This window comes from Paraburkholderia strydomiana (genome assembly GCF_031456815.1).
GTDB lineage: Bacteria > Pseudomonadota > Gammaproteobacteria > Burkholderiales > Burkholderiaceae > Paraburkholderia > Paraburkholderia caledonica.
The window spans coordinates 348,478-371,049 of record NZ_JAVDVL010000001.1; the positions used below are offsets into that span (position 1 = coordinate 348,478).

General features: G+C 62.8%; 25 protein-coding genes and 1 pseudogene. 18 read left to right on the forward strand and 8 right to left on the reverse strand.

Annotated features, from left to right (window positions below):
- Positions 1-31: 31 nt before the first annotated feature.
- From J2W46_RS01530 to J2W46_RS01550, 5 genes are all read right to left on the reverse strand, one after another.
- Positions 32-745: a TetR family transcriptional regulator gene (locus tag J2W46_RS01530; protein WP_310350697.1), complete on the reverse strand. Its 714-nt coding sequence runs from the start codon at positions 743-745 to the stop codon at positions 32-34.
- Between the two features lie 75 nt (positions 746-820).
- Positions 821-1,738, reverse strand: coding sequence for an ABC transporter permease (locus J2W46_RS01535; RefSeq protein ID WP_310350700.1), 918 nt, complete (start codon positions 1,736-1,738; stop codon positions 821-823).
- Positions 1,735-2,853: an ABC transporter permease gene (locus J2W46_RS01540; protein WP_310350702.1), complete on the reverse strand. Its 1,119-nt coding sequence runs from the start codon at positions 2,851-2,853 to the stop codon at positions 1,735-1,737. The genes J2W46_RS01535 and J2W46_RS01540 overlap by 4 nt, the downstream gene beginning before the upstream one ends.
- Entirely contained in the window at positions 2,850-4,430 is a 1,581-nt protein-coding gene (locus J2W46_RS01545; RefSeq protein ID WP_310350705.1) for an ABC transporter ATP-binding protein, read from the reverse strand. The genes J2W46_RS01540 and J2W46_RS01545 overlap by 4 nt, the downstream gene beginning before the upstream one ends.
- Positions 4,427-5,452 (reverse strand): BMP family protein, encoded by a 1,026-nt coding sequence (locus tag J2W46_RS01550; protein WP_088173768.1) that lies wholly within the window; start codon positions 5,450-5,452, stop codon positions 4,427-4,429. Before J2W46_RS01550 ends, J2W46_RS01545 begins: the two co-directional genes overlap by 4 nt.
- A gap of 196 nt (positions 5,453-5,648) precedes the next feature.
- Between J2W46_RS01550 and J2W46_RS01555 the strand changes: the two genes are divergently transcribed.
- The 5 genes from J2W46_RS01555 to hpxZ are packed head-to-tail and all read left to right on the forward strand — an operon-like array spanning position 5,649 to position 9,601.
- Positions 5,649-6,455, forward strand: a complete 807-nt coding sequence (locus J2W46_RS01555; RefSeq protein WP_087754913.1) for a cysteine hydrolase — start codon at positions 5,649-5,651, stop codon at positions 6,453-6,455.
- Complete coding sequence (locus J2W46_RS01560; protein ID WP_310350709.1) at positions 6,452-7,603, forward strand: amidase; 1,152 nt, start codon at positions 6,452-6,454, stop codon at positions 7,601-7,603. Before J2W46_RS01555 ends, J2W46_RS01560 begins: the two co-directional genes overlap by 4 nt.
- Before the next feature lie 11 nt (positions 7,604-7,614).
- Positions 7,615-7,806, forward strand: a complete 192-nt coding sequence (locus J2W46_RS01565) for a DUF4089 domain-containing protein (protein WP_087754915.1) — start codon at positions 7,615-7,617, stop codon at positions 7,804-7,806.
- Positions 7,803-9,224, forward strand: coding sequence for an AtzE family amidohydrolase (locus J2W46_RS01570; RefSeq protein ID WP_310350712.1), 1,422 nt, complete (start codon positions 7,803-7,805; stop codon positions 9,222-9,224). Before J2W46_RS01565 ends, J2W46_RS01570 begins: the two co-directional genes overlap by 4 nt.
- Complete coding sequence (gene hpxZ, locus J2W46_RS01575) at positions 9,221-9,601, forward strand: oxalurate catabolism protein HpxZ (protein ID WP_020068006.1); 381 nt, start codon at positions 9,221-9,223, stop codon at positions 9,599-9,601. The genes J2W46_RS01570 and hpxZ overlap by 4 nt, the downstream gene beginning before the upstream one ends.
- Before the next feature lie 123 nt (positions 9,602-9,724).
- Here hpxZ and J2W46_RS01580 read toward each other — a convergent pair whose 3' ends face one another.
- Positions 9,725-10,912 carry a GGDEF domain-containing protein gene (locus J2W46_RS01580; RefSeq protein WP_051120965.1) on the reverse strand — a complete coding sequence of 396 codons (1,188 nt, stop codon included), beginning with the start codon at positions 10,910-10,912 and terminating at the stop codon, positions 9,725-9,727.
- Between the two features lie 186 nt (positions 10,913-11,098).
- Between J2W46_RS01580 and J2W46_RS01585 the strand changes: the two are divergent.
- The 3 genes and pseudogenes from J2W46_RS01585 to J2W46_RS01595 form a co-directional block, all read left to right on the forward strand.
- A pseudogene (locus J2W46_RS01585) lies at positions 11,099-11,215 on the forward strand (ABC transporter substrate-binding protein); the annotation flags it as partial.
- 348 nt (positions 11,216-11,563) lie between these two features.
- Positions 11,564-11,797, forward strand: coding sequence for a hypothetical protein (locus tag J2W46_RS01590; protein ID WP_087754404.1), 234 nt, complete (start codon positions 11,564-11,566; stop codon positions 11,795-11,797).
- Between the two features lie 125 nt (positions 11,798-11,922).
- Positions 11,923-12,156 carry a hypothetical protein gene (locus tag J2W46_RS01595; RefSeq protein WP_310350720.1) on the forward strand — a complete coding sequence of 78 codons (234 nt, stop codon included), beginning with the start codon at positions 11,923-11,925 and terminating at the stop codon, positions 12,154-12,156.
- Between the two features lie 298 nt (positions 12,157-12,454).
- Here J2W46_RS01595 and J2W46_RS01600 read toward each other — a convergent pair whose 3' ends face one another.
- Positions 12,455-13,222 carry an SDR family NAD(P)-dependent oxidoreductase gene (locus J2W46_RS01600; RefSeq protein WP_310350722.1) on the reverse strand — a complete coding sequence of 256 codons (768 nt, stop codon included), beginning with the start codon at positions 13,220-13,222 and terminating at the stop codon, positions 12,455-12,457.
- A gap of 237 nt (positions 13,223-13,459) precedes the next feature.
- A complete protein-coding gene (locus J2W46_RS01605; RefSeq protein ID WP_310350724.1) occupies positions 13,460-14,254 on the reverse strand; it encodes an alpha/beta fold hydrolase in 795 nt (264 codons plus the stop codon).
- 114 nt (positions 14,255-14,368) lie between these two features.
- On the opposite strand from J2W46_RS01605, the gene J2W46_RS01610 reads away from it, so the two are divergent.
- The 10 genes from J2W46_RS01610 (at position 14,369) to J2W46_RS01655 (ending at position 22,511) form a co-directional block, all read left to right on the forward strand.
- Complete coding sequence (locus tag J2W46_RS01610) at positions 14,369-15,277, forward strand: LysR family transcriptional regulator (protein ID WP_310352001.1); 909 nt, start codon at positions 14,369-14,371, stop codon at positions 15,275-15,277.
- Between the two features lie 225 nt (positions 15,278-15,502).
- A complete protein-coding gene (locus J2W46_RS01615) occupies positions 15,503-16,468 on the forward strand; it encodes an AraC family transcriptional regulator (protein WP_310350726.1) in 966 nt (321 codons plus the stop codon).
- A 188-nt stretch (positions 16,469-16,656) separates the two neighbouring features.
- Positions 16,657-17,193 carry a carboxymuconolactone decarboxylase family protein gene (locus J2W46_RS01620; protein WP_131318671.1) on the forward strand — a complete coding sequence of 179 codons (537 nt, stop codon included), beginning with the start codon at positions 16,657-16,659 and terminating at the stop codon, positions 17,191-17,193.
- A gap of 47 nt (positions 17,194-17,240) precedes the next feature.
- Positions 17,241-18,065 (forward strand): isocitrate lyase/PEP mutase family protein, encoded by an 825-nt coding sequence (locus J2W46_RS01625; RefSeq protein ID WP_310350728.1) that lies wholly within the window; start codon positions 17,241-17,243, stop codon positions 18,063-18,065.
- Positions 18,066-18,105: 40 nt separating this feature from the next.
- Positions 18,106-18,498, forward strand: a complete 393-nt coding sequence (locus J2W46_RS01630; protein ID WP_087751211.1) for a RidA family protein — start codon at positions 18,106-18,108, stop codon at positions 18,496-18,498.
- Positions 18,499-18,764: 266 nt separating this feature from the next.
- Positions 18,765-19,616: an ABC transporter substrate-binding protein gene (locus J2W46_RS01635; protein ID WP_020070852.1), complete on the forward strand. Its 852-nt coding sequence runs from the start codon at positions 18,765-18,767 to the stop codon at positions 19,614-19,616.
- Positions 19,617-19,629: 13 nt separating this feature from the next.
- On the forward strand, positions 19,630-20,346 hold the full coding sequence (locus J2W46_RS01640) for an amino acid ABC transporter permease (RefSeq protein ID WP_310350732.1): 717 nt from the start codon (positions 19,630-19,632) through the stop codon (positions 20,344-20,346).
- Positions 20,347-20,356: 10 nt separating this feature from the next.
- Entirely contained in the window at positions 20,357-21,001 is a 645-nt protein-coding gene (locus J2W46_RS01645) for an amino acid ABC transporter permease (RefSeq protein WP_131318667.1), read from the forward strand.
- A complete protein-coding gene (locus J2W46_RS01650) occupies positions 20,998-21,750 on the forward strand; it encodes an amino acid ABC transporter ATP-binding protein (RefSeq protein ID WP_310350735.1) in 753 nt (250 codons plus the stop codon). Before J2W46_RS01645 ends, J2W46_RS01650 begins: the two co-directional genes overlap by 4 nt.
- Before the next feature lie 11 nt (positions 21,751-21,761).
- Positions 21,762-22,511: an IclR family transcriptional regulator gene (locus tag J2W46_RS01655; RefSeq protein ID WP_310350738.1), complete on the forward strand. Its 750-nt coding sequence runs from the start codon at positions 21,762-21,764 to the stop codon at positions 22,509-22,511.
- Positions 22,512-22,572 lie beyond the last annotated feature (61 nt).

Below are 22,572 nucleotides of genomic sequence, written 5' to 3' on the forward strand. Positions count from 1 at the left end.
CGCAACCTGCGGCATCCGCTCAGGCATCCGCTCAGGCATGCGCCGCCAGTTCCGGCACGTGTGCGCCGGCGAGAAACGCGCGCACCAGTTCGTGCGCCTGCGCCTTGTGCGCAGCCTGCCATGAAGGCTCGAGCATTTCCGTCGCGAACATGCGCGAGAGCGTGTACGCATTGGACTTGTGAAAGTACGCGAGACTCACGAGCGTCACGTACATGTGCAGCGGGTCGATCCCCTTGCGCAGCGTGCGCGCGGCCTCGCCGCGCTTGAGCAGCGTGCGCAGCTTGTCGAGCACGGGCGACGACATCTCCGGAATGGCCTTCGAACGTTTCAGGTAGCGCGCGCGGTTGAGGTTCTCCCACGACAGCAGACACAGCAGTTCGGGGTGCGCGGCGAAGTGTCCTTCGATGAAATCGTAAAGCTGGACGATGCCCGCTACGGGTTCGACCGTCTGCACATCCGGCGCAACGGCGAGCTCGGCTTCGCGCAGCCGCTCGAGCACATGCTCCAGCACTTCGACGTACAGCATCTCCTTGCCGCCGAAGTAGTGATAGATCATGCGGATGTTGACCTTCGCGCGGCTCGCGATGCCTTCCACGCGCGCGCCGCTGAAGCCTTTGTCGGCGAACTCCTTGATCGCGATCCGGAAGATGCGCTCGCGTGTCTTCGCCGCAAGCTGCTGGCGACGCGTTGGCGCTTCCTTCGTGTCCCGGGAGCGTGCGCTGGATGCAGGGGCGTTGCGTGGCATGGTATCGATCAAAGTGGGAAGATGGCGCGGCGAATCGCTATGGTACTCCGCCGCGCCCCGAGCGCTCGCGCCGTGTCAGCGCCGGAACGGCTGGGTGAGCGCGGGCGGCGCGGACTGGCGGCCAATCAGGCCGGCCACGGCCACCAGCGCGAGCAGATACGGCAGCATGATCAGCAGCGCCGTCGGCACATGCAGGCCGAACATCGGCAGCTGGAATTGCATGGCCGTCGCCGCCCCGAATAGCAGGCACGCAAGCGCCGTGCGGCCGACCTTCCAGTTGCCGAAGATGATCGCGGCAATCGCCAGATATCCTGCGCCGTTGGTCATGCCTTCCGTGAACGTGTGAATGTCGCCGATCGACAGAAAGCAGCCCGCCGCCGCCGACATCACGCCCGAAAACACCACGGCGCCGTAGCGGAGCCGCGCGACGCCGAGTCCCGACTGATCCACCGCACGAGGCGCGACGCCGGTCGCATGCAGCGCGACGCCCAACGCCGTGCGCCGCATCACGACGGATGTGCCGATCAGCACGGCAAGCCCCGCATACAGCAGCCAGACCTGCCCGAAGACCGGCTCGCCGAGTACGGGAATCTTGCCGAGCACGGGCGGCGACCAATGCGCGAGCCCCGGGATCACCGCGCTCGACCGTTCGCCGAATATCATCCGGTACGCGAGCGTGGTGCCGCCGAGCGCCAGAATGTTGATGCCGATGCCCGTCACGATCTGGTTCGCGCGCATCGTCACACTGAGAAAGGCCTGCAGCAGCGCGAGCGGAATCACGCCGAGCATGCCGCACAACAAGCCGATGACGGGATTGCCCGTGAGCCACGAAAACGTCGCGCCGAGAAACGCGCCCGTCAGCATCATGCCTTCGACGCTCATGTTGAGCACGCCCGCGCGCTCGCTCACGAGTTCGCCCGTCGAGGCGAGCATCATCGGCGCAGCAAGGCGGATCGACGCGCCCGCGAATACCGCGAGAAGTTCGAGATTCATTGCCGTGCGTCTCCCCTGTCGAGCCACATCGCGCCGCCCGCGAGCGCGATCGTGACGATGCCCTGCACGATCAGCACGAGCGCCGACGGCACCTGCGCGATCATCTCCATGTTGATGCCGCCCGAGCGCAGAAAGCCGAACAGCAGCGCCGCCGCGAACACGCCTGTGATCGAACCGCGCGCGAGCAGGCCGACCACCAGGCCGTCGAAGCCGTAGCCCGACGAGAAGCCTGCTTTCAGCGAGTACTGGTCGCCTTGCAGCATCAGTGCGCCGGCGAGGCCGCTGAACGCACCAGCGAGCGCGAGCGCGCCCACGATCGACGAGGTGATCGGCAAGCCCGCGCGTTTAGCCGCGATCGCGTTGAGGCCCGCGGCGCGCAGTGACAGTCCGAAGCGTGTGCGCGTGAGAAGAATCGCGGAAGCGAACGCGAGCGCGACGCTCACCGGCAGGCCGATATTGAGGTTCATTCCGCTCGCGGCGAAGATCGCCGGGAGCTTGGTCAAGTCGGGGATTTCGAGCGATTCGGGCAAGGTCGCCGCGTTGCTCATCGGCTGGCGCAGCAAGGCTTCGCTCTGCACGCACCAGTAGAGCAGCCACACGGCGATGAACGACAGCAACAAGGTGCTGATCACTTCATTGGTGCCGGCCTTCGCTTTCAGCACGCCGGGCACGCCGCCCCACACCGCGCCCGCCATCGCCGCGCCCAGCATCGGCACGATGAACGACAGGCCCAGCGGCAGGTGCGAGCAACCGCCGTAAAGACTCAATGCTGTCGCGACGATGCCGCCAATCGCGATCTGTCCTTCGCCGCCCACGTTGGTGAGCTTCGCGCGGTTTGCAATCACAAAGCCCGTGCCGACGAGCGCGAACGCGAGGCTGCGATTGATCGACGCGCCGATCGCATACGGCGAGCCCCATGCGCCGTCGGCAAAGGCCGCGAGTGCATCGCCGACGGGCACGCCCATCAGCGCGATCAACAGCAGCGCGGCAAGCATCGCGACCGCCACGGCCGCTGCGATCACGCCGGCGACGCGCCAATGCGGCAAACGCGTGCGCCAGCCTTGCGCGCCGTGCGCGGCGCCAAACAAGGTCTGCGACTTCATATGCGGATTCATGAAGGTTCTCCCGCGCCCGCCATCCATGCGCCGATGCGGCCGCGATTGCTCGCCTCGGGCGTGCAGGTGCCCATGATGCGGCCGCGATACAGCACGACGATGCGATCGGCGACGCTCATCAGTTCGTCGAGTTCCGAGGAAATCAGCAACACGCCCACGCCGCGATCGCGCGCGGCGCGAATGTGCGAGTACACGGCGGCGACCGCGCCGACATCGAGTCCGCGCGTCGGCTGCGCGGCGAGCAGGAACAGCAGCGGATCGAGTGTCAGCTCGCGCGCCAGCACGGCCTTCTGCTGATTGCCGCCGGACAGCCCGCCGAACAGCGCGTCGGGCCCGCTTGCCCGCACGTCGAACCGCTGCATCAGATCCAGCGCGGCGGCGCGCATCGCACGGCGGCGCAAAAAACCGGCGCGCGTGTAGCGATCCAGATGATTGAGCAGCAGGTTGTCGACGACACTCATGCCCGTCACGCAACCCACCGCGTGACGGTCTTCCGGCACGATGCCCACGCCCGCCTGCGTGAGTTCGCGCGGGCTCGCATGCGTCATGTCTTGCCCCGCAACGAAGAAGCGCCCCGCAGATGCGCTCGCCATGCCCGCCAGCACCGCACCGAGTTCGCTTTGCCCGTTGCCCTCCACGCCCGCTATGCCGACGATCTCGCCGCGATTCACGACGAGCGTGCAATGCTCAAGACGCGTGACGCCTTCGGCATCGCGCGCGCTCAGTCCGTCGATCTGCAGCACTTCTTCCGTCAGCGGTCGCGAATACGGCGAGCGCGATTCCGCAAGCGACAGGCGGCTTGCCATATCGTCGTCCGTCTCGCCAAGCTCGTGATCCGGACGATGAATCATCGCGTGCACGAGCCGGTCGATCTCCGCCGATGGCGCCGCCGAACGCGCGACCACCCGGCCCGACTGCAACACCGTCGCATGCGTGGCGATCCGGCAGATCTCCTTCAGCTTGTGTGTGACCAGCACCACGGCGCAGCCCCGCTTCGCGACACGCTCACAGGTATCGAGCAAGGCGTCGATCTCGGCAGGCAGCAGCACCGCTGTCGGCTCGTCGAGCAGCAGAAGACGCGGTTCGCGCATCAGGCACTTGACGATTTCGATGCGCTGCCGCTCGCCCACCGACAGATCCGCGACCTTCGCATCGAGCTGCAACGTCAGCCCGACGCTCTCCAGCACTTCGCGCAGCCGCGCCGCCTCGCGCTGACGGTTGAGCCAGCCGCGCGCCTGCCCGAGCAGCAGGTTGTCGAGCACGCTCGCGTCGTCGACGAGACTGAAATGCTGATGCACCATCGCGATGCCGTGCGACAGCGCCTCGCGCGGATTCTTCGGGCGATAGGGCGTGCCATTCACATGCATCGCGCCCGCATCCGGCTGATGAACGCCGAAGATCACGTTGCACAGCGTCGACTTGCCCGCGCCGTTTTCGCCGAGCAGGCAGTGCACATCGCCCGGCATCAGGTCGAGCGACACGCCTTCGAGCGCGGTAAACGAGCCAAAGTGCTTGCCGATATCCGTCAGGGAGAGAATCGGCTCCGCGCGCGCGGCGGCGGCAGGGAGCGCGCTCATCCTTCGGAGACCTTGATCTTGCCGCTCAGGATGTCTTCTTCGATCTGCTTGAGCTTCGCATCCATCGCGGGTGTGGATTTGCAGATCACCATGCCGGATGCCTTGGGACCCATCGCGAGGCCGAACGCCTTGTAGCCCGGCTGCCATTGCCCTTTCTCGAGCTGCTCGATCGCGTACTGCGCCTGATAGCCGACACCCGTGATGCTGTACGCGACGTACAGCGGATCGCTGCCGCAACGGTCCGTATAGCTGCCGATGATATGCGTGTTCTTCTCCTTGGCCGCCTGCTCCAGCCCGCGCAAACCGAGATTGAGAATGTGGTAATGCACGTCGGCGCCCTGCGCGACCGCAGCGGCGGTTGCTTCACGCGCTTTCGCGACGTTGTCGAAGTCGCCGGTATAGCTCTCAAAGTACTTCACCTTCGGGTTCACGTAGTGCGCGCCGTTGCCGAACTCCTTGCCTGCGTTGACGATAGACGGAATCTCCATGCCGCCTACATAGCTCACCGCGCCGTTCTTCGACAGCATCGCGGCGGCAGCGCCCGCGACGAATGCGATTTCAGCCTGCTTCACGTCGTACCCGGCCACGTTCGGCGGCATGTTGTCGCCCTTGTTGCCGCCGACGATCGAGAACTTCACATTGGGAAAGCGCTTCGCGATCTTCAGCACGGCGGCCTGCGTCTGTCCGCCGATGCCGATCACCAGTTGATTCCGGCTCGCGAGATTCGTGAGCGCCTGCTCCATGTCCGCGTAGTTGATGTTCTCGATGACCTGGGTCTTCAGCTTCGGGCCGAACTCTTTCTGCGCGGCCACGACGCCGTCATAACCCGATTCCATCCAGCCCTTGTCGGTCTTCGAACCGGGAATCAGCACGCCGACGCGCATCGCGTCATCGGCGGCGTGCGCGGCGGGAATGAAGAACGAAGGCGCGGCGAGCGCGACGATCCCTGCCGTGACGAGGCAGCGGGACACGAGATGGCGGCGCAGTCTCGCACGCGACGCCTGTTGTGAACTGACCATCATTGGCACTCCTTTTGCGTTGAATTTCGGTAAGTAGGTTATTCATGACTGAAATGCACGTTGCAACTTCGATGCCAATGCGCGATCCGTCTCGCCCGAAACGCCAGGCGCCCGCCGTCTGGTTGATCGGGTGGACTCCGTGCAAGGCAATCGTCGACCGACGTTCGAACAACACCCGCAAGACGCTCCGGAGAACTCCATGAACCTCGCTGCAAACCCAGACCTGGCAAGCACGGAAGGCACACTCGGCGCCTTCGCTCACACGCGCTGGACCGCGACCGGCACGCTCGTCGACATGGCTGCGCCGACGCCCGCGCCGCGCATTGGCGTGCTCGATTCCGAACCGCAAAAAGTGCGCTTCGACATCGGCAAATCGGCGCTCGTGATCATCGACATGCAGAACGACTTCTGCACCAAAGGCGGCTGGGTCGATCACATCGGGGGCGATTTCGGTGCGGATCGTGCGCCGATTGCACCGTTGCAGCGCCTGCTTCCCGTGGTGCGCAACAGTGGCGTGCCGGTGATCTGGGTCAATTGGGGCAACCGGCCCGATCTCGCCAACATGCCGCCGAACCAGCTTCATCTCTACAAGCCGACAGGCACCGGCATCGGCCTCGGCGAGCCGTTGCCGGAGCATGGCGCGAGGGTGCTCGAGAAAGATTCGTGGGCCGCCGCCGTGGTCGACGAACTGAAGATCGAGCCGCAGGACATCTGCGTGGACAAGTACCGCATCAGCGGCTTCTGGGACACGCCGCTCGACAGCATCCTGCGTAATCTCGGCACGCGTACGGTGTTCTTCGCGGGCGTCAATACCGATCAGTGCGTGATGCACACCCTCACCGACGCCAACTTCCTCGGCTATGGTTGCGTGATGCTGAGCGATTGCTGCGCGACCTCGTCGCCCGCGTTCTGCACGGAGGCGAGCATCTGGAACGTGAAGAAGTGCTTCGGCTTCGTCGCGGATTCGCTGCAATTCGGCGCTGCGCTCGAAGGGGCCGCCGCATGAGCGCGTTCATTCCAGGCACGCGTTTGCAGGTTGGCGCGACGATGAGCGGTCCGCTCGACGGCTTGCGTTTTGCCGTCAAGGATCTGATCGACGTTGCGGGTGCAACGACCGGCGGCGGCAATCCCGACTGGCTCGCCACCCATGGGCCCGCGCCGCGTCACGCGCGCTGCGTCGCCCGGCTGCTGGCAGCGGGCGCCAGCGTGGACGGCAAGACCATCACGGACGAACTCGCCTACAGCCTCGAAGGCGTGAACGCGCATTACGGCACGCCGCTCAATCCGCGCTGGCCGCACGCGTTGCCGGGAGGCTCGTCGAGCGGCTCGGCGTCAGCCGTCGCGAGCGCCGATGTGGACTTCGCGCTCGGCACGGACACAGGCGGCTCGGTGCGCGTGCCTGCCGCGTTCTGCGGGCTCTGGGGTATCCGGCCGTCCTACGATGCCGTGGCGCTCGAAGGCGTGTTGCCGTTTGCGCCGCGCTTCGACACGGTCGGCTGGTTCGCGCGCACGGGCGAGATGCTCGCGCGTGTCGCGGACGTATTGCTCGATGGAGCGCCTGCTGTGGAGGTGCCTTTGTCCCTCGTACATTGCAAGGAAGCATTCGAGGCCCGCGCAGCTAACGAGCCGGGCGATGCACAGCGCCTGCGCGATCTCTTCCCCACGCGCGACGAGGTCGAAGTCTTCGCGGGTGAGCGATCGCACTGGCTGCATGTGTACCAGCAACTGCAGGACGATTCGATCGCGGCGTCGCTGGGCGCGTGGATCGACGCTAACGCGCCGCGCTTCGGCGCCGACATTGCGGCACGCTTCGCGCGCCTCAAAACGCTTGACGCCGCCGAAGTCGAACGCTGTCGCGCGATGCGCGAAGCGTTCGCGCAACGCATCGAGCGAATCGTGGGCGATGCGCTGATCGTGCTGCCGACCACACCACGTTCGCTGCTGAGCAAACAGGAAAGGCCTGAACTAATCGACTCGTTCTATCGCGACGCGCTCACCATGAACACGATCGCCGCGTTTGCTGGCTTGCCTCAAGTCAGCGTGCCCGTCGCGAACGACAGCGAACGTCCGCTTGCGCTGTCGCTGATCGGGCCTCGCGGCAGCGACCGTGCGTTAATCGCTCGCGCGCGCGAACTCTTCCCCACTCTTTCCTGAACGGATACGTCATGTCCTCTTCTTTCGACACCGCACTCGAGCGCTACGTCGACGCCGCGCTCGCACTGCATTTCCCGGTGCTTCCCGCCGAAGCCGCCGCGCAGGTGAAAGCCCAGTTCGCGCGCATCGCGCAGCTTGCAGCGCCTGTCCTCGCCTATCCCGTCGACACGAATGACGAACCCGCTCCGGTATATCGCCCATGACACCCTCTAGCAGCGGCGCCGAAAGCGCCCTCTCCATTGCGCGGGCGTATGCCCAAGGTGCGTTCAGCGCACGCGAGCTGATCGAAGCGACGCTTGCGCGTATCGACGCCTACGACACGCAGGTCAACGCATTCACCACCGTCACGCGTGAACGCGCACTCGCCGAAGCCGACGCGCTCGATGCCCGCCGCGCCAGCGGCCACAACTTGCCGCCGCTGGCAGGCGTTCCGTTTGCGGCGAAGAATCTGTTCGACATCTCTGGGGTGACGACGCTTGCCGGTTCGCGCGTGCTGGCCGGCGCACCGCCCGCCGCGGCAGATGCGACTCTCGTCGAACGCCTCTGCGCGCAGGGGGCGATCCTCGTCGGCGCGCTCAATATGGACGAGTTCGCATACGGCTTCACGACCGAGAACCATCACGCTGGACCGTGCCGCAATCCGCACGACCTGACGCGCACGGCGGGCGGGTCGTCGGGCGGCAGCGCGGCGGCTGTCGCGGCAGGGTTCGTGCCGCTCACGCTCGGCACCGACACAAACGGCTCAGTGCGCGTGCCCGCTTCGCTGTGCGGCGTGTTCGGCGTCAAGCCCACCTATGGCCGCCTGTCGCGGCACGGCACATGGCCGTTCGTCGCGAGCCTCGATCACATGGGCGCTTTCGCGCGCACCGTGGACGACCTCGCGGCCGTCTACGATGCGCTGCAAGGCACGGACGCGCTCGACCCGGCCTGTGCGCAGCGCGGCTTCGAATCCGTTGACACCCGTCCGGGCCCGCTCCGCGTTGCGCGTCTCGGCGGCTATTTCGACACCTACGCAAACGATGATGCGCGCGAAGCCTCGCATGCCTCCGCGAATGCGCTGTCGGCCACGCATACCGTCGAGTATCCGGACGCCGACGCGGCACGCGGTGCAGCGTTCCTGATCACTGCCGCGGAAGGCGGTCAACTGCACATGGAAAACCTGCGCACGCACTATGGCGCTCGCGAGCCGTTATCGCGCGATCGGCTGATAGCGGGTGCGCTGCTGCCCGCCGCGTGGATCGTGCAGGCGCAGCGCGTGCGCGCGGCGTTGCGGCGCCGCGTGCTCGAACTCTTCGAGCGTTATGACGTGCTGATCGCACCGGCCACGCCTGTCGTTGCGCCACGCATCGGCGACGAGTTCATGGAGGTCAACGGCGAGCGGCTCGCGGTGAGGCCCAATCTGGGCATGTTGACGCAGCCTGTTTCATGTCTGGGCTTGCCTGTCGTTGCGGCCCCAATGCGAACCCGCGGCGGACTGCCTGTCGGCGTGCAACTGATCGCCGCGCCCTGGCGCGAAGATCTCGCTTTCGAAGCGGCGCGGCGTCTCGAAGACGCACAGCTTGCCGTGTCTCCTCCGCCGCCGTTCAGCGAGTTGGCCGCCCATGCGGGAGCGCAGCGATGAACGACATCAACCGGCCCGACGTGCTCGCCGAAGTCAACGCGGCCTTTGACATCTATGAGCAGGCTCTCGTCACCAATGACGTCGCCATGCTCGACACGCTGTTCTTCGATTCGCCGCACACGCTCCGATACGGCGCGACGGAAAACCTGTACGGATACGACGCGATCCGTGCATTTCGCGCCGCGCGCCCCGGCAAGGGGCTCGCGCGGACTGTCGTGGCGCGTGTCGTCACTACGTATGGCGATTCGTTTGCGGTCGCCAACATCGAGTTTCGGCGCGATAACGAGCCGCGTGTCGGCAGGCAGAGCCAGACCTGGATCAGAACGCAGGACGGATGGCGCGTGGTGAGCGCACATGTCAGCTGGATGGACGCGTAGCTGTTGCAGGGAGCCGGCTTCGTGATCGACTGGCGCGAGATGTTGCCGACTCCTGCCCCTCGGCGGGGTGTTTGGCCGTAGCTGGGTCCGATGCCGCCCATCCGTGAGCGACAGAAGCACCCTCTAAACCGGACGCCTGCCCCTTCCGTCAAGCAAACTATCCGCCTGAATGTTGTTCCGCCCTTCTGTCTTCGCACGATATAGCAGCTTGTCCGCAGCAGCGATGATGGCTTCTTCTGTGACCTCTGCGTCACCGGATGTGAGATCCACCGCCAGTACCCCGAAGCTCGCCGTGACTGCAACGCTCTGTCCGCCAACTTCGATCGGCGTTTGCGCGCAAGAAAGCCTCAAGCGCTCGGCAAGACGCACCGCGTCCGTCTTGTCCATTTCAGGCAGCAACAGCAAGAACTCCTCGCCACCGTAGCGAACGACGCAATCGACCTGCCGACGAACACAGTTGTGGAGGACCGCAGAGCAATTCTGTAAAACAGCGTCTCCGCACAGGTGGCCGAACGTGTCGTTGATGGATTTGAAGTGGTCGATGTCGCACAGGATGACGGCGAACGAAAGCCTGTGGCGCTGTGCCCGCTTGAGTTCGGTCGGAAGAAGAACATCATGCAAATGGCGCCGGTTATAGCACCCGGTCAGATGGTCCTTCATTGCCTGATCAGTCAAAAGCGCTCTCACGCGATATTCATCCCGCCACAGTCGATGGTAACGGCGCGCCGCCACCAGCCCGAAGCTGTTTGTCAGCAGAAGCAACATGGACATGGTCAGCATGTCGGAGAACCTGAGCGTCAACATGCTCGAAACGACGATGATGAAAAGCGCCGTCGCGGAAAAGGCAATGGTCTGCGAGACGATCAGCCGGTTCGGGATGAAGACATAGACAACGATCAGCATGATGCTGAAGGACATCGCATGCCAGGGTATCTCGCCGGGCCGATGCTGCACGATGAGCATGAACGTACCCATCCCGACGATCTCAGCGGCAGTTGCGGCGAGCTGAAGCACGGCACTCGATGCCGGCCGCGTGCGCGCCAGATACAGCCCGGTCATCGCGGTGACCGCGACGAACATCCGGGCGAAAAACAACAGCAGCGTCTCGCTCGTATAACCGAGAACACTGGCATCGGTCAGAGCGAACGCCAGGTAGAAGAAGGAACAAAAAACAAGCGTCGTACGCAATGTTGCCTGATTGCGTGGCAAGTGATGAGCCTGGAAATTCCGTTCGACATCTTTGTTTCGAAACTCCACTCGCAGCGGGTGAATATCGAATTCAGCCGGTAATGGGGCAATGATATTTTTCATGTCTTTTTACTTACCGATGGCGCGATAGCACTTTAAGGCATTTTGCCGATCGCCGTCGGGCGGATTCGGAAAGCTTTGCCCACTCGCTACAGCCCCGCGGCGAGCGCTATCGAACACGCGAGGCAGCGCTTGCATCTGCTCGAACTGCCCGAACGTGAGCGCAACGAAAAAGCGTCTGAAGCAACGGCGGCGTTAGCGCTGCGTGACTTCGTCGAGGACATGAAGGCGTCGGGGTTCGTTGCGGATGCGCTCGCGCGGTGCGGGATTGCGGGAGCATCGGTTGCGCCGGCGTGCGGCTCGTGAATGTCGTCCTCCCACCACGATCGGCAAACGCAAATGTCCCTTGTGTGCCGTCGGGGCTGACGAGTGCCCGTCATTCGAACGAATAAGCTGCCTGAATCCGCGGCCGTTCACTCAAGGCAGACACTCAGCCAAAACCTGTTTGCTATCCCACGACACCTTTTGCTGCCTCACGCCCCGCAACCGCATGAAAAGCTTGCGGACGATTCTATTTTTTTCTTTATATTCATCGACTTAGTGAGTGTTGGTAACTCAGCAGGTTCACGTTGGCACACCCTATGCGAATACCCCTGTGAGCGCGACAAATAGTGCTCTTCCATCCAGACCGAAGACCTTCACAGGAGATTTACCATGAGCTCGCTGACCATCAAAGACATCGCCCACACCGAAGAACTGTCCGCCAAGGCTCTGTCCGCTGTACGCGGCGGCAGCAACTACAACGCAGGAAACCTCAACCTTGCCTACGGTGGCGGCTTCGCCAGCCCGGGCGTCGTGGTCGCACCCGTCACGCAGACGGACACGTACACGAAGGTCGAGATCCCGACGATCCAGAACTTCGGCGGCCTGCAGTTTGCCAAGGCGTAAGTTAAGCGCCGCGGAGAGTCGTGCTGACAGCGGATGCCGTTCGATCCCGTCGAGGTGCGCTCTCCCCGCTTGCACGTCGAACCACACTCGTTAAACCGAACTGAAACAGCTCCAGGAGACCTACCATGACCTCACTGACCATCAAAGATATCGCCCATACCGAAGAACTGTCCGTCAAGGCCTTGTCCGCTGTACGCGGCGGCAGCAACTACAACTTCGGCAACGCCAATGTTGCCTATGGCGGCGGCTTCGCCAGCCCGGGCGTCGTAGTGGCACCCGTCACGCAGACTGACACGTACACGAAAGTCGAGATCCCCACGATCCAGAATTTCGGCGGCCTGCAGCTTGCCAAGGCGTGAGTCCACGGATCGGGAGTCGTAATCCCGGATCGCATGACGGATGCACTGCAGTGTCTGACAGCTTCATACGAGGGAAGCGCAGTGGCAAGACCAGGCGGTTGGTCCAGCCATTGTAGTTCGTTATCCTTCCGAATCTTCCGGACTTGTCACCGAGGTTCGGATCTCGGAGCCCGCCGGCCACTCCGCCCGGCGGGCTCTTTTCACGCACTTTCAGTCAGCACGCGTTGGCACTCTTACCCGTTCGACGCTTTCCGAAATGCACGCGACATTCGAATAGCACTCAGCTTGGCAGCCCGGTTCAGGCAATCCATCCACCGTCGACCGTCAGGCTCTCGCCGGTCGTATAACCTGCTTCCGGACTGGCAAGATAAGCTACGGCCGCCGCGATTTCCGCCGGCTTGCCGAAACGGCCCACGCTTGCGAGCTTCGTCATCGTTGCGTGGTCTTCCGTGCCGGGCTGCGGAGCAAGTTCTGTGTCGATCGGACCAGGCTGCACGGCGTTCACGGTCACGCCGTACTTGCCGACTTCGCGGGACAACCCGCGAGTGAAGCCTCTGAGAGCGAACTTCGACGCTATGTAGAGCGTCACGCCAGGTAGCGGCGCGGCTTCGCCAAAGGCCGAGCCCACGTTGATAATGCGTCCCCAGCCCGCCGCCACCATTCGTGCCGCCGCGTCTTTTGCCAGCTCAATCGGCGCACGAACATTCAGGTTGAAGTGCGTGTCGTACGACGTTTCGGAAGACTCGAGAAACGGTCCATACTCGACCGTGCCTGCGTTATTCACGAGGATGTCGAGCCGCCCCTCAAAGCGGCCACCGAACGCACCGTTCAACGAATCGATCAGTGTTTTGACGCCTTCCGGCTCCGACAGGTTGGCGCCCACAGCTTCAGCCTCGCCGCCGGCATCGCGGATCTCCTTGACGACCGCTTCGGCCCGCGCCTGACTTGACGCATAGTGAACGATCACCGATGCGCCGTCATGCGCAAGACGTGCCGCAATGGCTGCGCCGATTCCGCGCGAAGCGCCCGTAACGAGGGCGAGTTTGCCTTTCAGAGCTTGGGTCATGGTTTTCCTCAACAGATAGGTTTGGAAGCGATCCTCTCGCCTGGGCGGCCGAAAGGTACTGCTGCATGAGAGCCAATGATTTCGTGCATTGGTTGATGCGTATCCTCCGCTTGCGCGACCTCACGCGGAAGTAGCGGGCGGGGAATAGCTCCTATTCCTGCTGCGAGGGAAAGACCGTGAGCGCCGACGCCTTCGTGGTCGTCGTGATGCTGTTCCCGTCAATCGTCGTCGACACGGTCACACGACAAGCTCATCTACGACTGCCTTAACGAATCCGGCAATGATTTGCGCTACCTCTTTCGGAGCTTCCAGAGGCGACAAATGCCCGGTTGCGGGGATAACCTGCATGGCCGCATGGGGGATGCGAGTGAGCAGTTCAGCCTGCAACGTTGCGATGCGATCGACCTGGTCAAGCTCGCCCGAAATGACAACCGTCGGCACGTTGATCGACGCGACTTCTTTTGTAATGTCTTCGCTCATGGCGACGTTGGGCCATGCCGCCTTCGCCTGCGGCGCGCCTCTCAGGCTATCGTCAATCACCTGTGCCCGGAGTTCCTCATCAATCCTCCTGGAGGTGAGCACATGATCGATTACAAACTCGACTGACTCACGGGATTGATACGCGCCTGCCAAAGTTGCACGCGCCTCTTCGGTAAGCAAAGTTGGAGACGGAGGCGACGGCGCAACGAGGACCAGACCTATCAGCCCGGCTGGCCGTCTGGACGCGATGAGTTGCGCTACCTTGCCGCCCATCGAATGTCCGACCAACACATAACGCTGCAGGCCTAACGCCGCAATTACACCCTCGGCGTCGTCGGCAAGGTCTGCGATCCGGTAACCGGTTGCTGGTGCAGAGGAACGGCCCCAGCCGCGGTGATCAGGCGCGACGACACGGTACTGATCCGACAATTCGTCAGCAACCCGATCCCATGTCCGGGATGAGCCGCCGTAGTAATGCAGGAAAATCAGCGCCACGTTGCCACTGCCACGCAGCGACACATGAATCCGCGTGCCGTTCGTTTCGATTTCCATGTTCGAACCTTTTTCTGTTTGGGAATGTACGAATCGTAGATTCAAACCCGCAGCTTGATAATTCCCGGTTCCGTACGTACAGTCGATAACCTGATTATCGAATTGGAATGGCGAATGGACCGATTGACCAGTCTTGGTGTTTTCGTTGCCGCCGTGGAGGACGGCAGCTTCGCCGCAGCCGCGAGACGTTTCGGACTATCGGCAGCCATGGCGGGAAAGCATGTCAGTGCGCTGGAGACGGAACTGAACGCGCGGCTGTTTCATCGCACAACGCGCCGCCTGAGTCTTACCGATACGGGGCAGACATACTACGAACGCTGTAAGCACATTCTCGAGTCTTTCGACGAAGCAAACCGGGAGGCAAGTGACTCACAAGTCGCTGCGCGAGGCGTGCTGCGCGTTGCGGCTCCCGTCACTTTTGGCGCGATGCATTTGGGTGCGGTCGTCGGACGCTACCTGGACGATCATCCCGAAGTGAATGTGGAAATACAGCTTGAAGATCGTTATATCGATCTCATCGATGCCGGCGTTGACGTGGCGATCCGTATCGGACGCCTGCGCGACGAGGGTCTTGTGGTGCGGCGTCTCGCGCCCTGCAAAATGGTCGTGTGTGCTTCGCCTGACTACCTGGAACGACACGGAACGCCGCGGACACCCGATGATCTTCGTCGCGCGCAGCGCCTTGCATTCAGCGAAGCTGTGTCGACAGGTGACTGGACTTTGTTCGACGCAAAGAAACGCGCGCATTTGATCGATGGGCCTTGCAGAATGGCTGCCAACAACACTCAAATGCTGCTCGCCACCGCAGTTGCAGGAACTGGAATCGCGTACGGCCCCACGTTTGTGTTTGGCGAGCATATCCGCCGGGGCGAACTGGTCGCGCTCTTACCGAAATATCATGCTGCTGAACTTGCAATCCAGGCGGTGTACCCGAGCGCGCGGCGCATACCGGAGAAAGTGCGCCGCTTTGTCGATTATCTGGCAGAAGCGTTCGGCGATGAGCCACCTTGGGATCAGCGATGAAGGAATTAGCCCTAAGGCGAGTTCTCGATGGGATCGCCGGACTGGTTAGGAAGAGCCGAACCTAAGACACTACTACCTTGACATTGCTCGGTTACATACGCTGATGCCAGTAGCCGAAAAACGAGCGTTGAATGGCTCGTGCGCGTCGGGTTCAGCGCTGCAGTCGTGCGACAATCCGTCATCGCCTTCCAGCTTTGGCCGGCATTGCCGCGTTCTTTCGAACGAATGTCCATCTCAACGCCCTTGTCGTCGTTCGCGCGCATCAGCGCAGCACACCTCGATGAACTCATCGCGCTGCTCGAGATTCGCGTCCTTGGCCTGTCCGAGTGTCTCGTCAGCGAGGGGTTCGTGCTCGAACTCGACGGCAACGAAGCGCCCGGGATCCACTACATTCTTTCGGGCAGCGGGCTTCTACACATCGGAGGCGCCGATCCGGTACCCCTTACGCCGCACACGCTGCTGATCGTCCCACCGCGGCATCCGCTGAAGCTCGAGGTGCCCGCAAACCGGGCGGGCATCGCGCCGGTCGTCGTATCCGGCCGCGAGCATAAGCGTGTCGTCGATTCCATCAACCGGTTCCGCGCCGGATCGACTGAGCCCATGACCGTGATGATCTGCGGTTACTTCACAGCGGCTTTCGGCGCCTCGATCAATCTCTTCGAAATGCTCTCGACGCCGATCGTCGAACAATTCGATCCGTCCGACCGGCTCGACGTCTATCTGCGCACGGCTTTCGAGGAGTTGATGGCACAGGAAATCGGCGCCGGTGCAATGTCGGGCGCGCTGCTCAAGCAGGTGATCGTTGCGCTCGTGCGCCGCTCGCTCAAAACAAGCGCGCTGTGGATGGAACGCTTTGCACTGCTCGGTGACCCCCAGATTGCGCGCGCGTTCGCCGACATGACCGCAAGGCCTTCCGCGCCGCACACTGTCGAAAGTCTTGCGCAGATCGCCTGTCTGAGCCGCTCCGCGTTCATGGCGCGCTTCTCGGCGGCCTTCGGCCAGGCGCCGATGCAGGTGCTTCGCGACATCCGTATGCGCCAGGCCGCCGCCCAGTTGCGCGCCGGGGATCTCGCGCTCGACCAGGTGGCGCACAACGCCGGCTACGCGAGCCGCGGAGCTTTCATACGCGCCTTCCGCGAAATTTATGGCGCGGCGCCCGCCGAGTATCGGGCAACACCTTCCTCATCCTGATCCGCGCCACGCGGATCGACTCGCCCGCTCGACGCCCGAAGCGCTGACTGGCGACCCGCGAGCCGGACTTTTGCGCACATTTGCCGGATCCTGTGCACGGCGATCGCTCCTAGACTGCTTCTCAATGCAGGAACACCTGTTCCCGCAGCCATCATCCGCAGTTCGAACCGAACCCAAGGAGCAGTACTATGAGCCGCATCGCAATTCCGCAGAATATTCCCGCCGAGTCCAAGGCCGTCGTCGACGCCGTGTCGCGACAACTCAAGCTCACGCCGAACCTCTTCCGCATCATGGCGCAAAGCCCCCAGGCGCTGAACGGGTGGGCCGGCCTGCAGGGCGCGCTCTCCAAAACACTCGACATGAAAACGCGCGATGGCATTGCACTGGCCGTGTCGCAGGTCAACGGCTGCCATTACTGCCTCAGCGCCCACAGCTACGTAGCCACCGAATTTGCCGGTCTTTCCAGCGATGAAGTTCGCCGCAACAGACTCGGTGAGTCAGACGTGCCCCGCGTGGCGGCCGCAGTGGCGTTCGCGCGCAAGCTGATACAAACGAGCGGCAAAGTAGCGACGGGCGACCTCGACGCGGTGCGAGCCGCCGGGTACACCGATGCCAATATCGTCGAGATCATCGCGCTGAGTGCGCAGTTCATGCTGACGAATTTCGTCAATAACGTGTTCGACACGGAGATCGACTTCCCGGTGGTCGAAAAGGAAATCGCCTGACGCGTTTGGAAGCCCGCCAGGGCTTCCCCCACTTCCTGGAGTTCGCCATGCCACGCACCACTGCCGAAAAGCGCGCCGCGTTCCGGGCGCTACACGAATCCGGTTGTTTCACGCTGCCGAACCCTTGGGACGCCGGCAGCGCACGTTATCTCGCGAGCCTCGGCTTCCAGGCTATCGCGACCACGAGTTCCGGCTATGCGTGGTCGACCGGCCGCGCCGACAACCAGGTAAGCCGCGACGACATCCTCGCGCACTTGCGCGCGATGGTCGAAGCCACCGATCTGCCGGTCAATGCAGATTTCGAAAGCGGCTTTGGCGACGATGCGGCCGGCGTTGCCGGGAGCGTGAAACTCGCGGTCGCCACCGGTGTGGCTGGCCTGTCGATCGAAGATGCGACCGGCGACGCCGCCGCGCCTCTGTTGCCGATAGAGATCGCCGTGACGCGGATCGCAGCGGCGCGGCAAGCGATCGACGATAGCGGAGGCGATACGCTGCTGATCGGCCGCGCGGAGAATTTTTTCGTGGGTGTGCCCGACCTGAACGACACGCTCGAGCGTCTGAAAGCTTACGCAGCGGCCGGCGCGGACTGCCTGTACGCCCCAGGCATCCGGACGCGCGAGCAGATCGAGGCCGTCGTCGCGGCGGTCTCGCCCAAACCGGTGAACGTACTGGTTGGCGCGAACTCGCTCCTGACATTGCCGGAACTGGCAGCGCTGGGCGTGCGGCGCGTCAGCGTGGGCGGCGCACTCGCGCGGAGCGCCTGGAGCGGCCTCATGCGCTCCGCCCAGGCGCTTTCGGAAGGACGTTTCGACGGCTTCGCAGATGCCCCATCGGGTTCGGAACTCAATGCGCTGTTCGCTGGCGACGCCTGACGCGCGCCATTAACATCGATCTTCACTCAAGGAGAAGCACATGGCTCGCGAAATCATCCGTGTCGAACCATTGTCCAGCTGGCTCGAGCGTTGGAAGGCCCCCACCTCCGTTGCCACGCGTCACGGCGACACGCTTTACGTGTCGGGCTTGCCGCCATTCGATCCGCAGACCGGCGAGGTGCTGGATGCGCCGATCGAACAGCAAACTCGACGCGTGCTGGAGCAACTGAAGCTCTGTGTCGAGACGGGCGGATCGTCGCTCGACCAGGTGCTCAAGTGCAACGTCTACTGCACATCCGTCGAGATGTTCCCGATCGTCAATGAAATCTATGCAGAGTTCTTTGGCCCGCAGCCACCGGCACGGATCTTCGTGAACGTGCCGGCATGGCCCGGCCGTTTCGATATCGAAATAGATTGCATTGCAGCGGTTTGAGCCGTCAGTCGATCTATCTGCCGTAGCGCCCGCTCATGGACAAACGCGCGAACGCGATGGTTAGCTAGCCCGACAAAATTCCAGAAGCAATAAGGGTTCGGGCCGCTTGCGCGGCCCTTTTTAGCGTCCAACACTGGGCCATCAATCCGGCTCGCCAGATAACTGTCCGATATATCGGACAACCTAGTGCTTCGACGGTAAATGTCGCGAACGCGAGGCCACGCTGGGAGCGGTTCTCAGACCAACCCCTCGATCAGGACCTGAACATGAAGCTCGCCACCAAAGGCGCCAAGGCCGCCTTGCTGTTTGCCGCAACCGCTGTGAGCGGACTGCTCGCGCTCTCCGCCTGCACGAAAGTGGCGACGCCCGAGCAAGGTCCAGCGGCGGCGGCGCCTGCATCGACGCTTCAAGCCGTGCTTCAGCGCGGCACGCTGCGCGTCGGCGACTGCCTTACGTTCGCGCCGTTCGGCTTCTACGACAAAGACGGCAATGCGGACGGCTACGACGTCGACCTCGCCAAGGAACTGGCGAAGCAAATGGGCGTGAAGCTCGAAGTCGTGAACACGACTAGCGCGAACCGCATCCCGAACCTGCAGACCGCCAAGGTCGATGTCGTGTTCTGCAACTTCACGCGCAACCTCGAACGGGCGAAGGTCGTCGAATTCACGTCGCCGTACGTTGTGGCGAGCGAAGCGATGCTCGTGAAGAAGAGCAGCGGCATCCAGTCGGCGAAGGACATGAACGGGCGCACCATCGCCACGGTGAAAGGCTCGACCAACGGCGACGAAGTCCGCTCGATGGGCATCCCGGTCAAGATTCAGGAATACGACAGTTCGCAGGCGGCCATTCTCGCCGTCAAGCAGGGCCAGGCCGATGCGATGATCGAGGACAACAACTTCCTTGCGTATCAGGCGAAGCTCGATCCGGAACTGACCGTGACGAACGAAGCTCTCGTGCCGCTCGAGTACAACGCGTTCGGCGTGAAGGCGGGCGACCAGGCGTGGCTCAACTATCTGAACCTGTTCCTGTTCAACATCAATGCATCGAAGCTGAATGCGCAGTTGTACAAGAAGTGGTTCGGCGTCGATCCGAGATATCCGCTCAATCCGCAGTTCTGAAGCGGAGGCGCAGATGAACTATCAATGGCTGACGCTATGGGGCTACGTCCCCGAGTTTCTGAAGGCCGGCTGGCTGACCTTGCAGGTCACGTTGCTGTCGTTCGTGCTGGCGCTCGCGCTCGGTCTGATCGCGGCGCTTGCCAGCATGTCGCCGTCGGCCATCGTGCGGTTCATCGCGAGAGCTTACGTCGAAGCCATTCGCAATACGCCGGTGCTGCTGCAGATTTTCATCGTGTTCTTCGGCTTGCCGTCGATGGGCATTGCGCTCGATGCATATTGGGCCGGTGTCATCGCGCTGGGCGTGAACGTGGGCGCGTATCTGTCGGAAGTGTTTCGCGCGGGCATGCAATCGGTGCCGCGCGGACAGATTGAAGCAGCCGGCATTCTTGGGCTGGAACGCGGGCAGATTTTCAAGGAGATCGTGATGCCGCAGGCAGCGCGTGCGGTGTATCCGGCCATCGTCAATTATCTGATTCAGTTGTTGCTCGGCACTTCGCTGTTGTCGGCAATTGCGTTGCCCGAACTCACCGGCACCGCCACCGTGATCAATTCGCGCACGCTCCTGTACGTCCAGACGTTTGCGGTCGTGCTCGTCGCGTATCTGGTGCTGAGCAATGTGCTGTCCTGGATCGCCAGTCAACTCGGCGCACGCATGTTTCATCCGCCGCTCATCGTGAGGCCGGGTGCGCGTTGGACCGGCTTCACGCTGCGTCGTGCGAATCGTGCATGAGGATTGAGTCATGTCACTCGAACTGCTGAAAAACAGTCTGTCGATTTTGCTGCAAGGTCTCGTGACGACGCTGCTCCTATCGATCGCGGCGATCGTCGGTAGCACGCTCATCGGCCTGCTCGCTGCGGTGTTGCGCTCGTTCGGGCCGTGGGGCACGGACCGGATCGCGAAGCTCTATACGGAGTTGTTTCGCGGTACGCCCGTGCTCATCACGCTGATGTTCATCTACTTCGGCGTCTCGTACTTCGGCTATGCAATCGATGTCTTTGCCGCGGGCGTGATCGGGTTGAGCGTGTATCAGGGCGCGTATATCGCGGAAGTTTTTCGCGCGGGCATCGAGTCAGTGCCGAAGGGACAGTGGGAAGTCTCGCAGATTCTCGGCTTATCGCGCACACAGACCTTCACTTCGGTCGTGTTACCGCAGACCGGACGCATCGTGTTGCCGCCGCTCGTCGGGCAGTATTTGTCGCTCATCAAGGATACGTCGATCGTCAGCATGATCGGCATGTCCGAACTGATGCACGGTGGCCAGGCGATCGTGGATCGCGTCGGCAAGCCGGTCGAGATTTACGGACTCGTCGCGCTGATCTATTTCGTCGTGTGCTTCCCGCTTTCGCAATGGGTGCGCCATCATGACCGCCGGAGACTTACGTGAGCGATTCCATTCAGAACAAACCCCTCATTTCGCTGTCGGGCGTGAGCAAGTCATTCGGCGCGACGCGCGTTCTCAACGACATCAATCTCGACGTGCGCGCAGGCGAAGTACTCGTGTTGATCGGCGCATCCGGTTCGGGCAAGAGCACGGTGCTGCGCATCATGGCCGGACTGGAGACGACGGACTCCGGCGAAGTGTGGGTCAACGAAGTGCCCCTGCACGATCCGAAGCGCGCGCGCGAAATTCGCGGGCACGTCGGCATGGTGTTTCAGCAATTCAACTTGTTCCCGCATAAGACCGCGCTCGGCAATGTCACCCTTGCGCTGATCAAGGCGCGCGGCATGTCGCCCGCCGATGCCCGCAAACGCGCAATGGATTCGCTCGACCGCGTGGGGCTCGCGGATCGCGCATCGCATTATCCGAGCCAGTTGTCGGGCGGACAGCAGCAGCGTGTCGCGATTGCGCGGGCGCTGGCGGTCGAACCCGGCATCATGTTCTTCGATGAAGCCACGTCCGCACTCGATCCCGAACTCGTCGGCGAAGTGACGGAAGTGATGCGCGGCCTCGCGCGCGACGGCATGACGATGGTCGTCGTGACCCATGAAATGGGCTTTGCGCGCAAGACGGCGGATCGCGTCCTGTTCATGGACAAGGGCGTAATTGCAGAGCAAGGCGACCCGGAGCAAATCTTCGTCAACCCGTCGAACGAACGCACGCGGCAGTTTCTCAGCCGTGTGCTCGATCATTGAAGGGTGAACGAATGGCAGTAACGGAATCGTCGCGCGCGCGAGGCGTGGAGCGTGTCATCGATATCTTCAGGAAGCTGCATCAGGCGCAGCGGCCCATGACCATGCGCGAGCTGATCGAAGCGACCGGTTCGCCGCGTTCAAGCATCTACGAACTCGTTGCCATTCTCACCGAAGTGGGCTGGCTCGAAACATCGGCGGATGGCAATGTGTTCTTCGGGCGCGAGATGCATTACTACGGCTCGGACTACGCGACGCACAACGACCTCATCAGCCGCGCGCACCAGTCTATTCTCGCGCTCGTTCGCAAGTACGACGAGACCACGCAGTTGTGCATGCTCGAAGGGAACAAGTACTCGGTCGTGTTATCGGAGAACAGTGCGCGGCCGTTCAACATCAGCTCGGATATCGGCGTGCGCGTGCCGATTCCGTGGACCGCGACGGGACGCCTGCTGCTCGGTCACATGAGCGCCGACGCCATCCGCACCCTCATTCCTGCAGATGACTTCGTGCTCGACAACGGTGTGCGCATCGATTTCGATGAATTCATGCGCGATGTGCAGAACGCGAAAACACTTGGCTATTGCTGCACGGAAGGCCTGTCCAACGCGTTCCGGCTTTGCATGGCCGCGCCCGTTCGCGACCGCGCGGGCATACCGATCGCGGCGCTGTGCTTCATGACCGGCCGCGACACAGACCCCGACCGCCGTCAGTCGATGCTGGAGGATCTACTTCAGTCGGCGCAGGCGCTTTCGCATCGCTGACATGGATACACAGCTTCAACTTATCGGTGAGTTGGAACACGAGAACGCGGCGCTCAAGGAG

Coding starts and splice junctions, on each gene's coding strand:
- J2W46_RS01530 (WP_310350697.1), bottom strand. CDS start 745: ATGCCACGCAACGCCCCTGCATCCAGCGCACGCTCCCGGGACACGAAG.
- J2W46_RS01535 (WP_310350700.1), bottom strand. CDS start 1,738: ATGAATCTCGAACTTCTCGCGGTATTCGCGGGCGCGTCGATCCGCCTT.
- J2W46_RS01540 (WP_310350702.1), bottom strand. CDS start 2,853: ATGAATCCGCATATGAAGTCGCAGACCTTGTTTGGCGCCGCGCACGGC.
- J2W46_RS01545 (WP_310350705.1), bottom strand. CDS start 4,430: ATGAGCGCGCTCCCTGCCGCCGCCGCGCGCGCGGAGCCGATTCTCTCC.
- J2W46_RS01550 (WP_088173768.1), bottom strand. CDS start 5,452: ATGATGGTCAGTTCACAACAGGCGTCGCGTGCGAGACTGCGCCGCCAT.
- J2W46_RS01555 (WP_087754913.1), top strand. CDS start 5,649: ATGAACCTCGCTGCAAACCCAGACCTGGCAAGCACGGAAGGCACACTC.
- J2W46_RS01560 (WP_310350709.1), top strand. CDS start 6,452: ATGAGCGCGTTCATTCCAGGCACGCGTTTGCAGGTTGGCGCGACGATG.
- J2W46_RS01565 (WP_087754915.1), top strand. CDS start 7,615: ATGTCCTCTTCTTTCGACACCGCACTCGAGCGCTACGTCGACGCCGCG.
- J2W46_RS01570 (WP_310350712.1), top strand. CDS start 7,803: ATGACACCCTCTAGCAGCGGCGCCGAAAGCGCCCTCTCCATTGCGCGG.
- hpxZ (WP_020068006.1), top strand. CDS start 9,221: ATGAACGACATCAACCGGCCCGACGTGCTCGCCGAAGTCAACGCGGCC.
- J2W46_RS01580 (WP_051120965.1), bottom strand. CDS start 10,912: ATGAAAAATATCATTGCCCCATTACCGGCTGAATTCGATATTCACCCG.
- J2W46_RS01590 (WP_087754404.1), top strand. CDS start 11,564: ATGAGCTCGCTGACCATCAAAGACATCGCCCACACCGAAGAACTGTCC.
- J2W46_RS01595 (WP_310350720.1), top strand. CDS start 11,923: ATGACCTCACTGACCATCAAAGATATCGCCCATACCGAAGAACTGTCC.
- J2W46_RS01600 (WP_310350722.1), bottom strand. CDS start 13,222: ATGACCCAAGCTCTGAAAGGCAAACTCGCCCTCGTTACGGGCGCTTCG.
- J2W46_RS01605 (WP_310350724.1), bottom strand. CDS start 14,254: ATGGAAATCGAAACGAACGGCACGCGGATTCATGTGTCGCTGCGTGGC.
- J2W46_RS01610 (WP_310352001.1), top strand. CDS start 14,369: ATGGACCGATTGACCAGTCTTGGTGTTTTCGTTGCCGCCGTGGAGGAC.
- J2W46_RS01615 (WP_310350726.1), top strand. CDS start 15,503: ATGTCCATCTCAACGCCCTTGTCGTCGTTCGCGCGCATCAGCGCAGCA.
- J2W46_RS01620 (WP_131318671.1), top strand. CDS start 16,657: ATGAGCCGCATCGCAATTCCGCAGAATATTCCCGCCGAGTCCAAGGCC.
- J2W46_RS01625 (WP_310350728.1), top strand. CDS start 17,241: ATGCCACGCACCACTGCCGAAAAGCGCGCCGCGTTCCGGGCGCTACAC.
- J2W46_RS01630 (WP_087751211.1), top strand. CDS start 18,106: ATGGCTCGCGAAATCATCCGTGTCGAACCATTGTCCAGCTGGCTCGAG.
- J2W46_RS01635 (WP_020070852.1), top strand. CDS start 18,765: ATGAAGCTCGCCACCAAAGGCGCCAAGGCCGCCTTGCTGTTTGCCGCA.
- J2W46_RS01640 (WP_310350732.1), top strand. CDS start 19,630: ATGAACTATCAATGGCTGACGCTATGGGGCTACGTCCCCGAGTTTCTG.
- J2W46_RS01645 (WP_131318667.1), top strand. CDS start 20,357: ATGTCACTCGAACTGCTGAAAAACAGTCTGTCGATTTTGCTGCAAGGT.
- J2W46_RS01655 (WP_310350738.1), top strand. CDS start 21,762: ATGGCAGTAACGGAATCGTCGCGCGCGCGAGGCGTGGAGCGTGTCATC.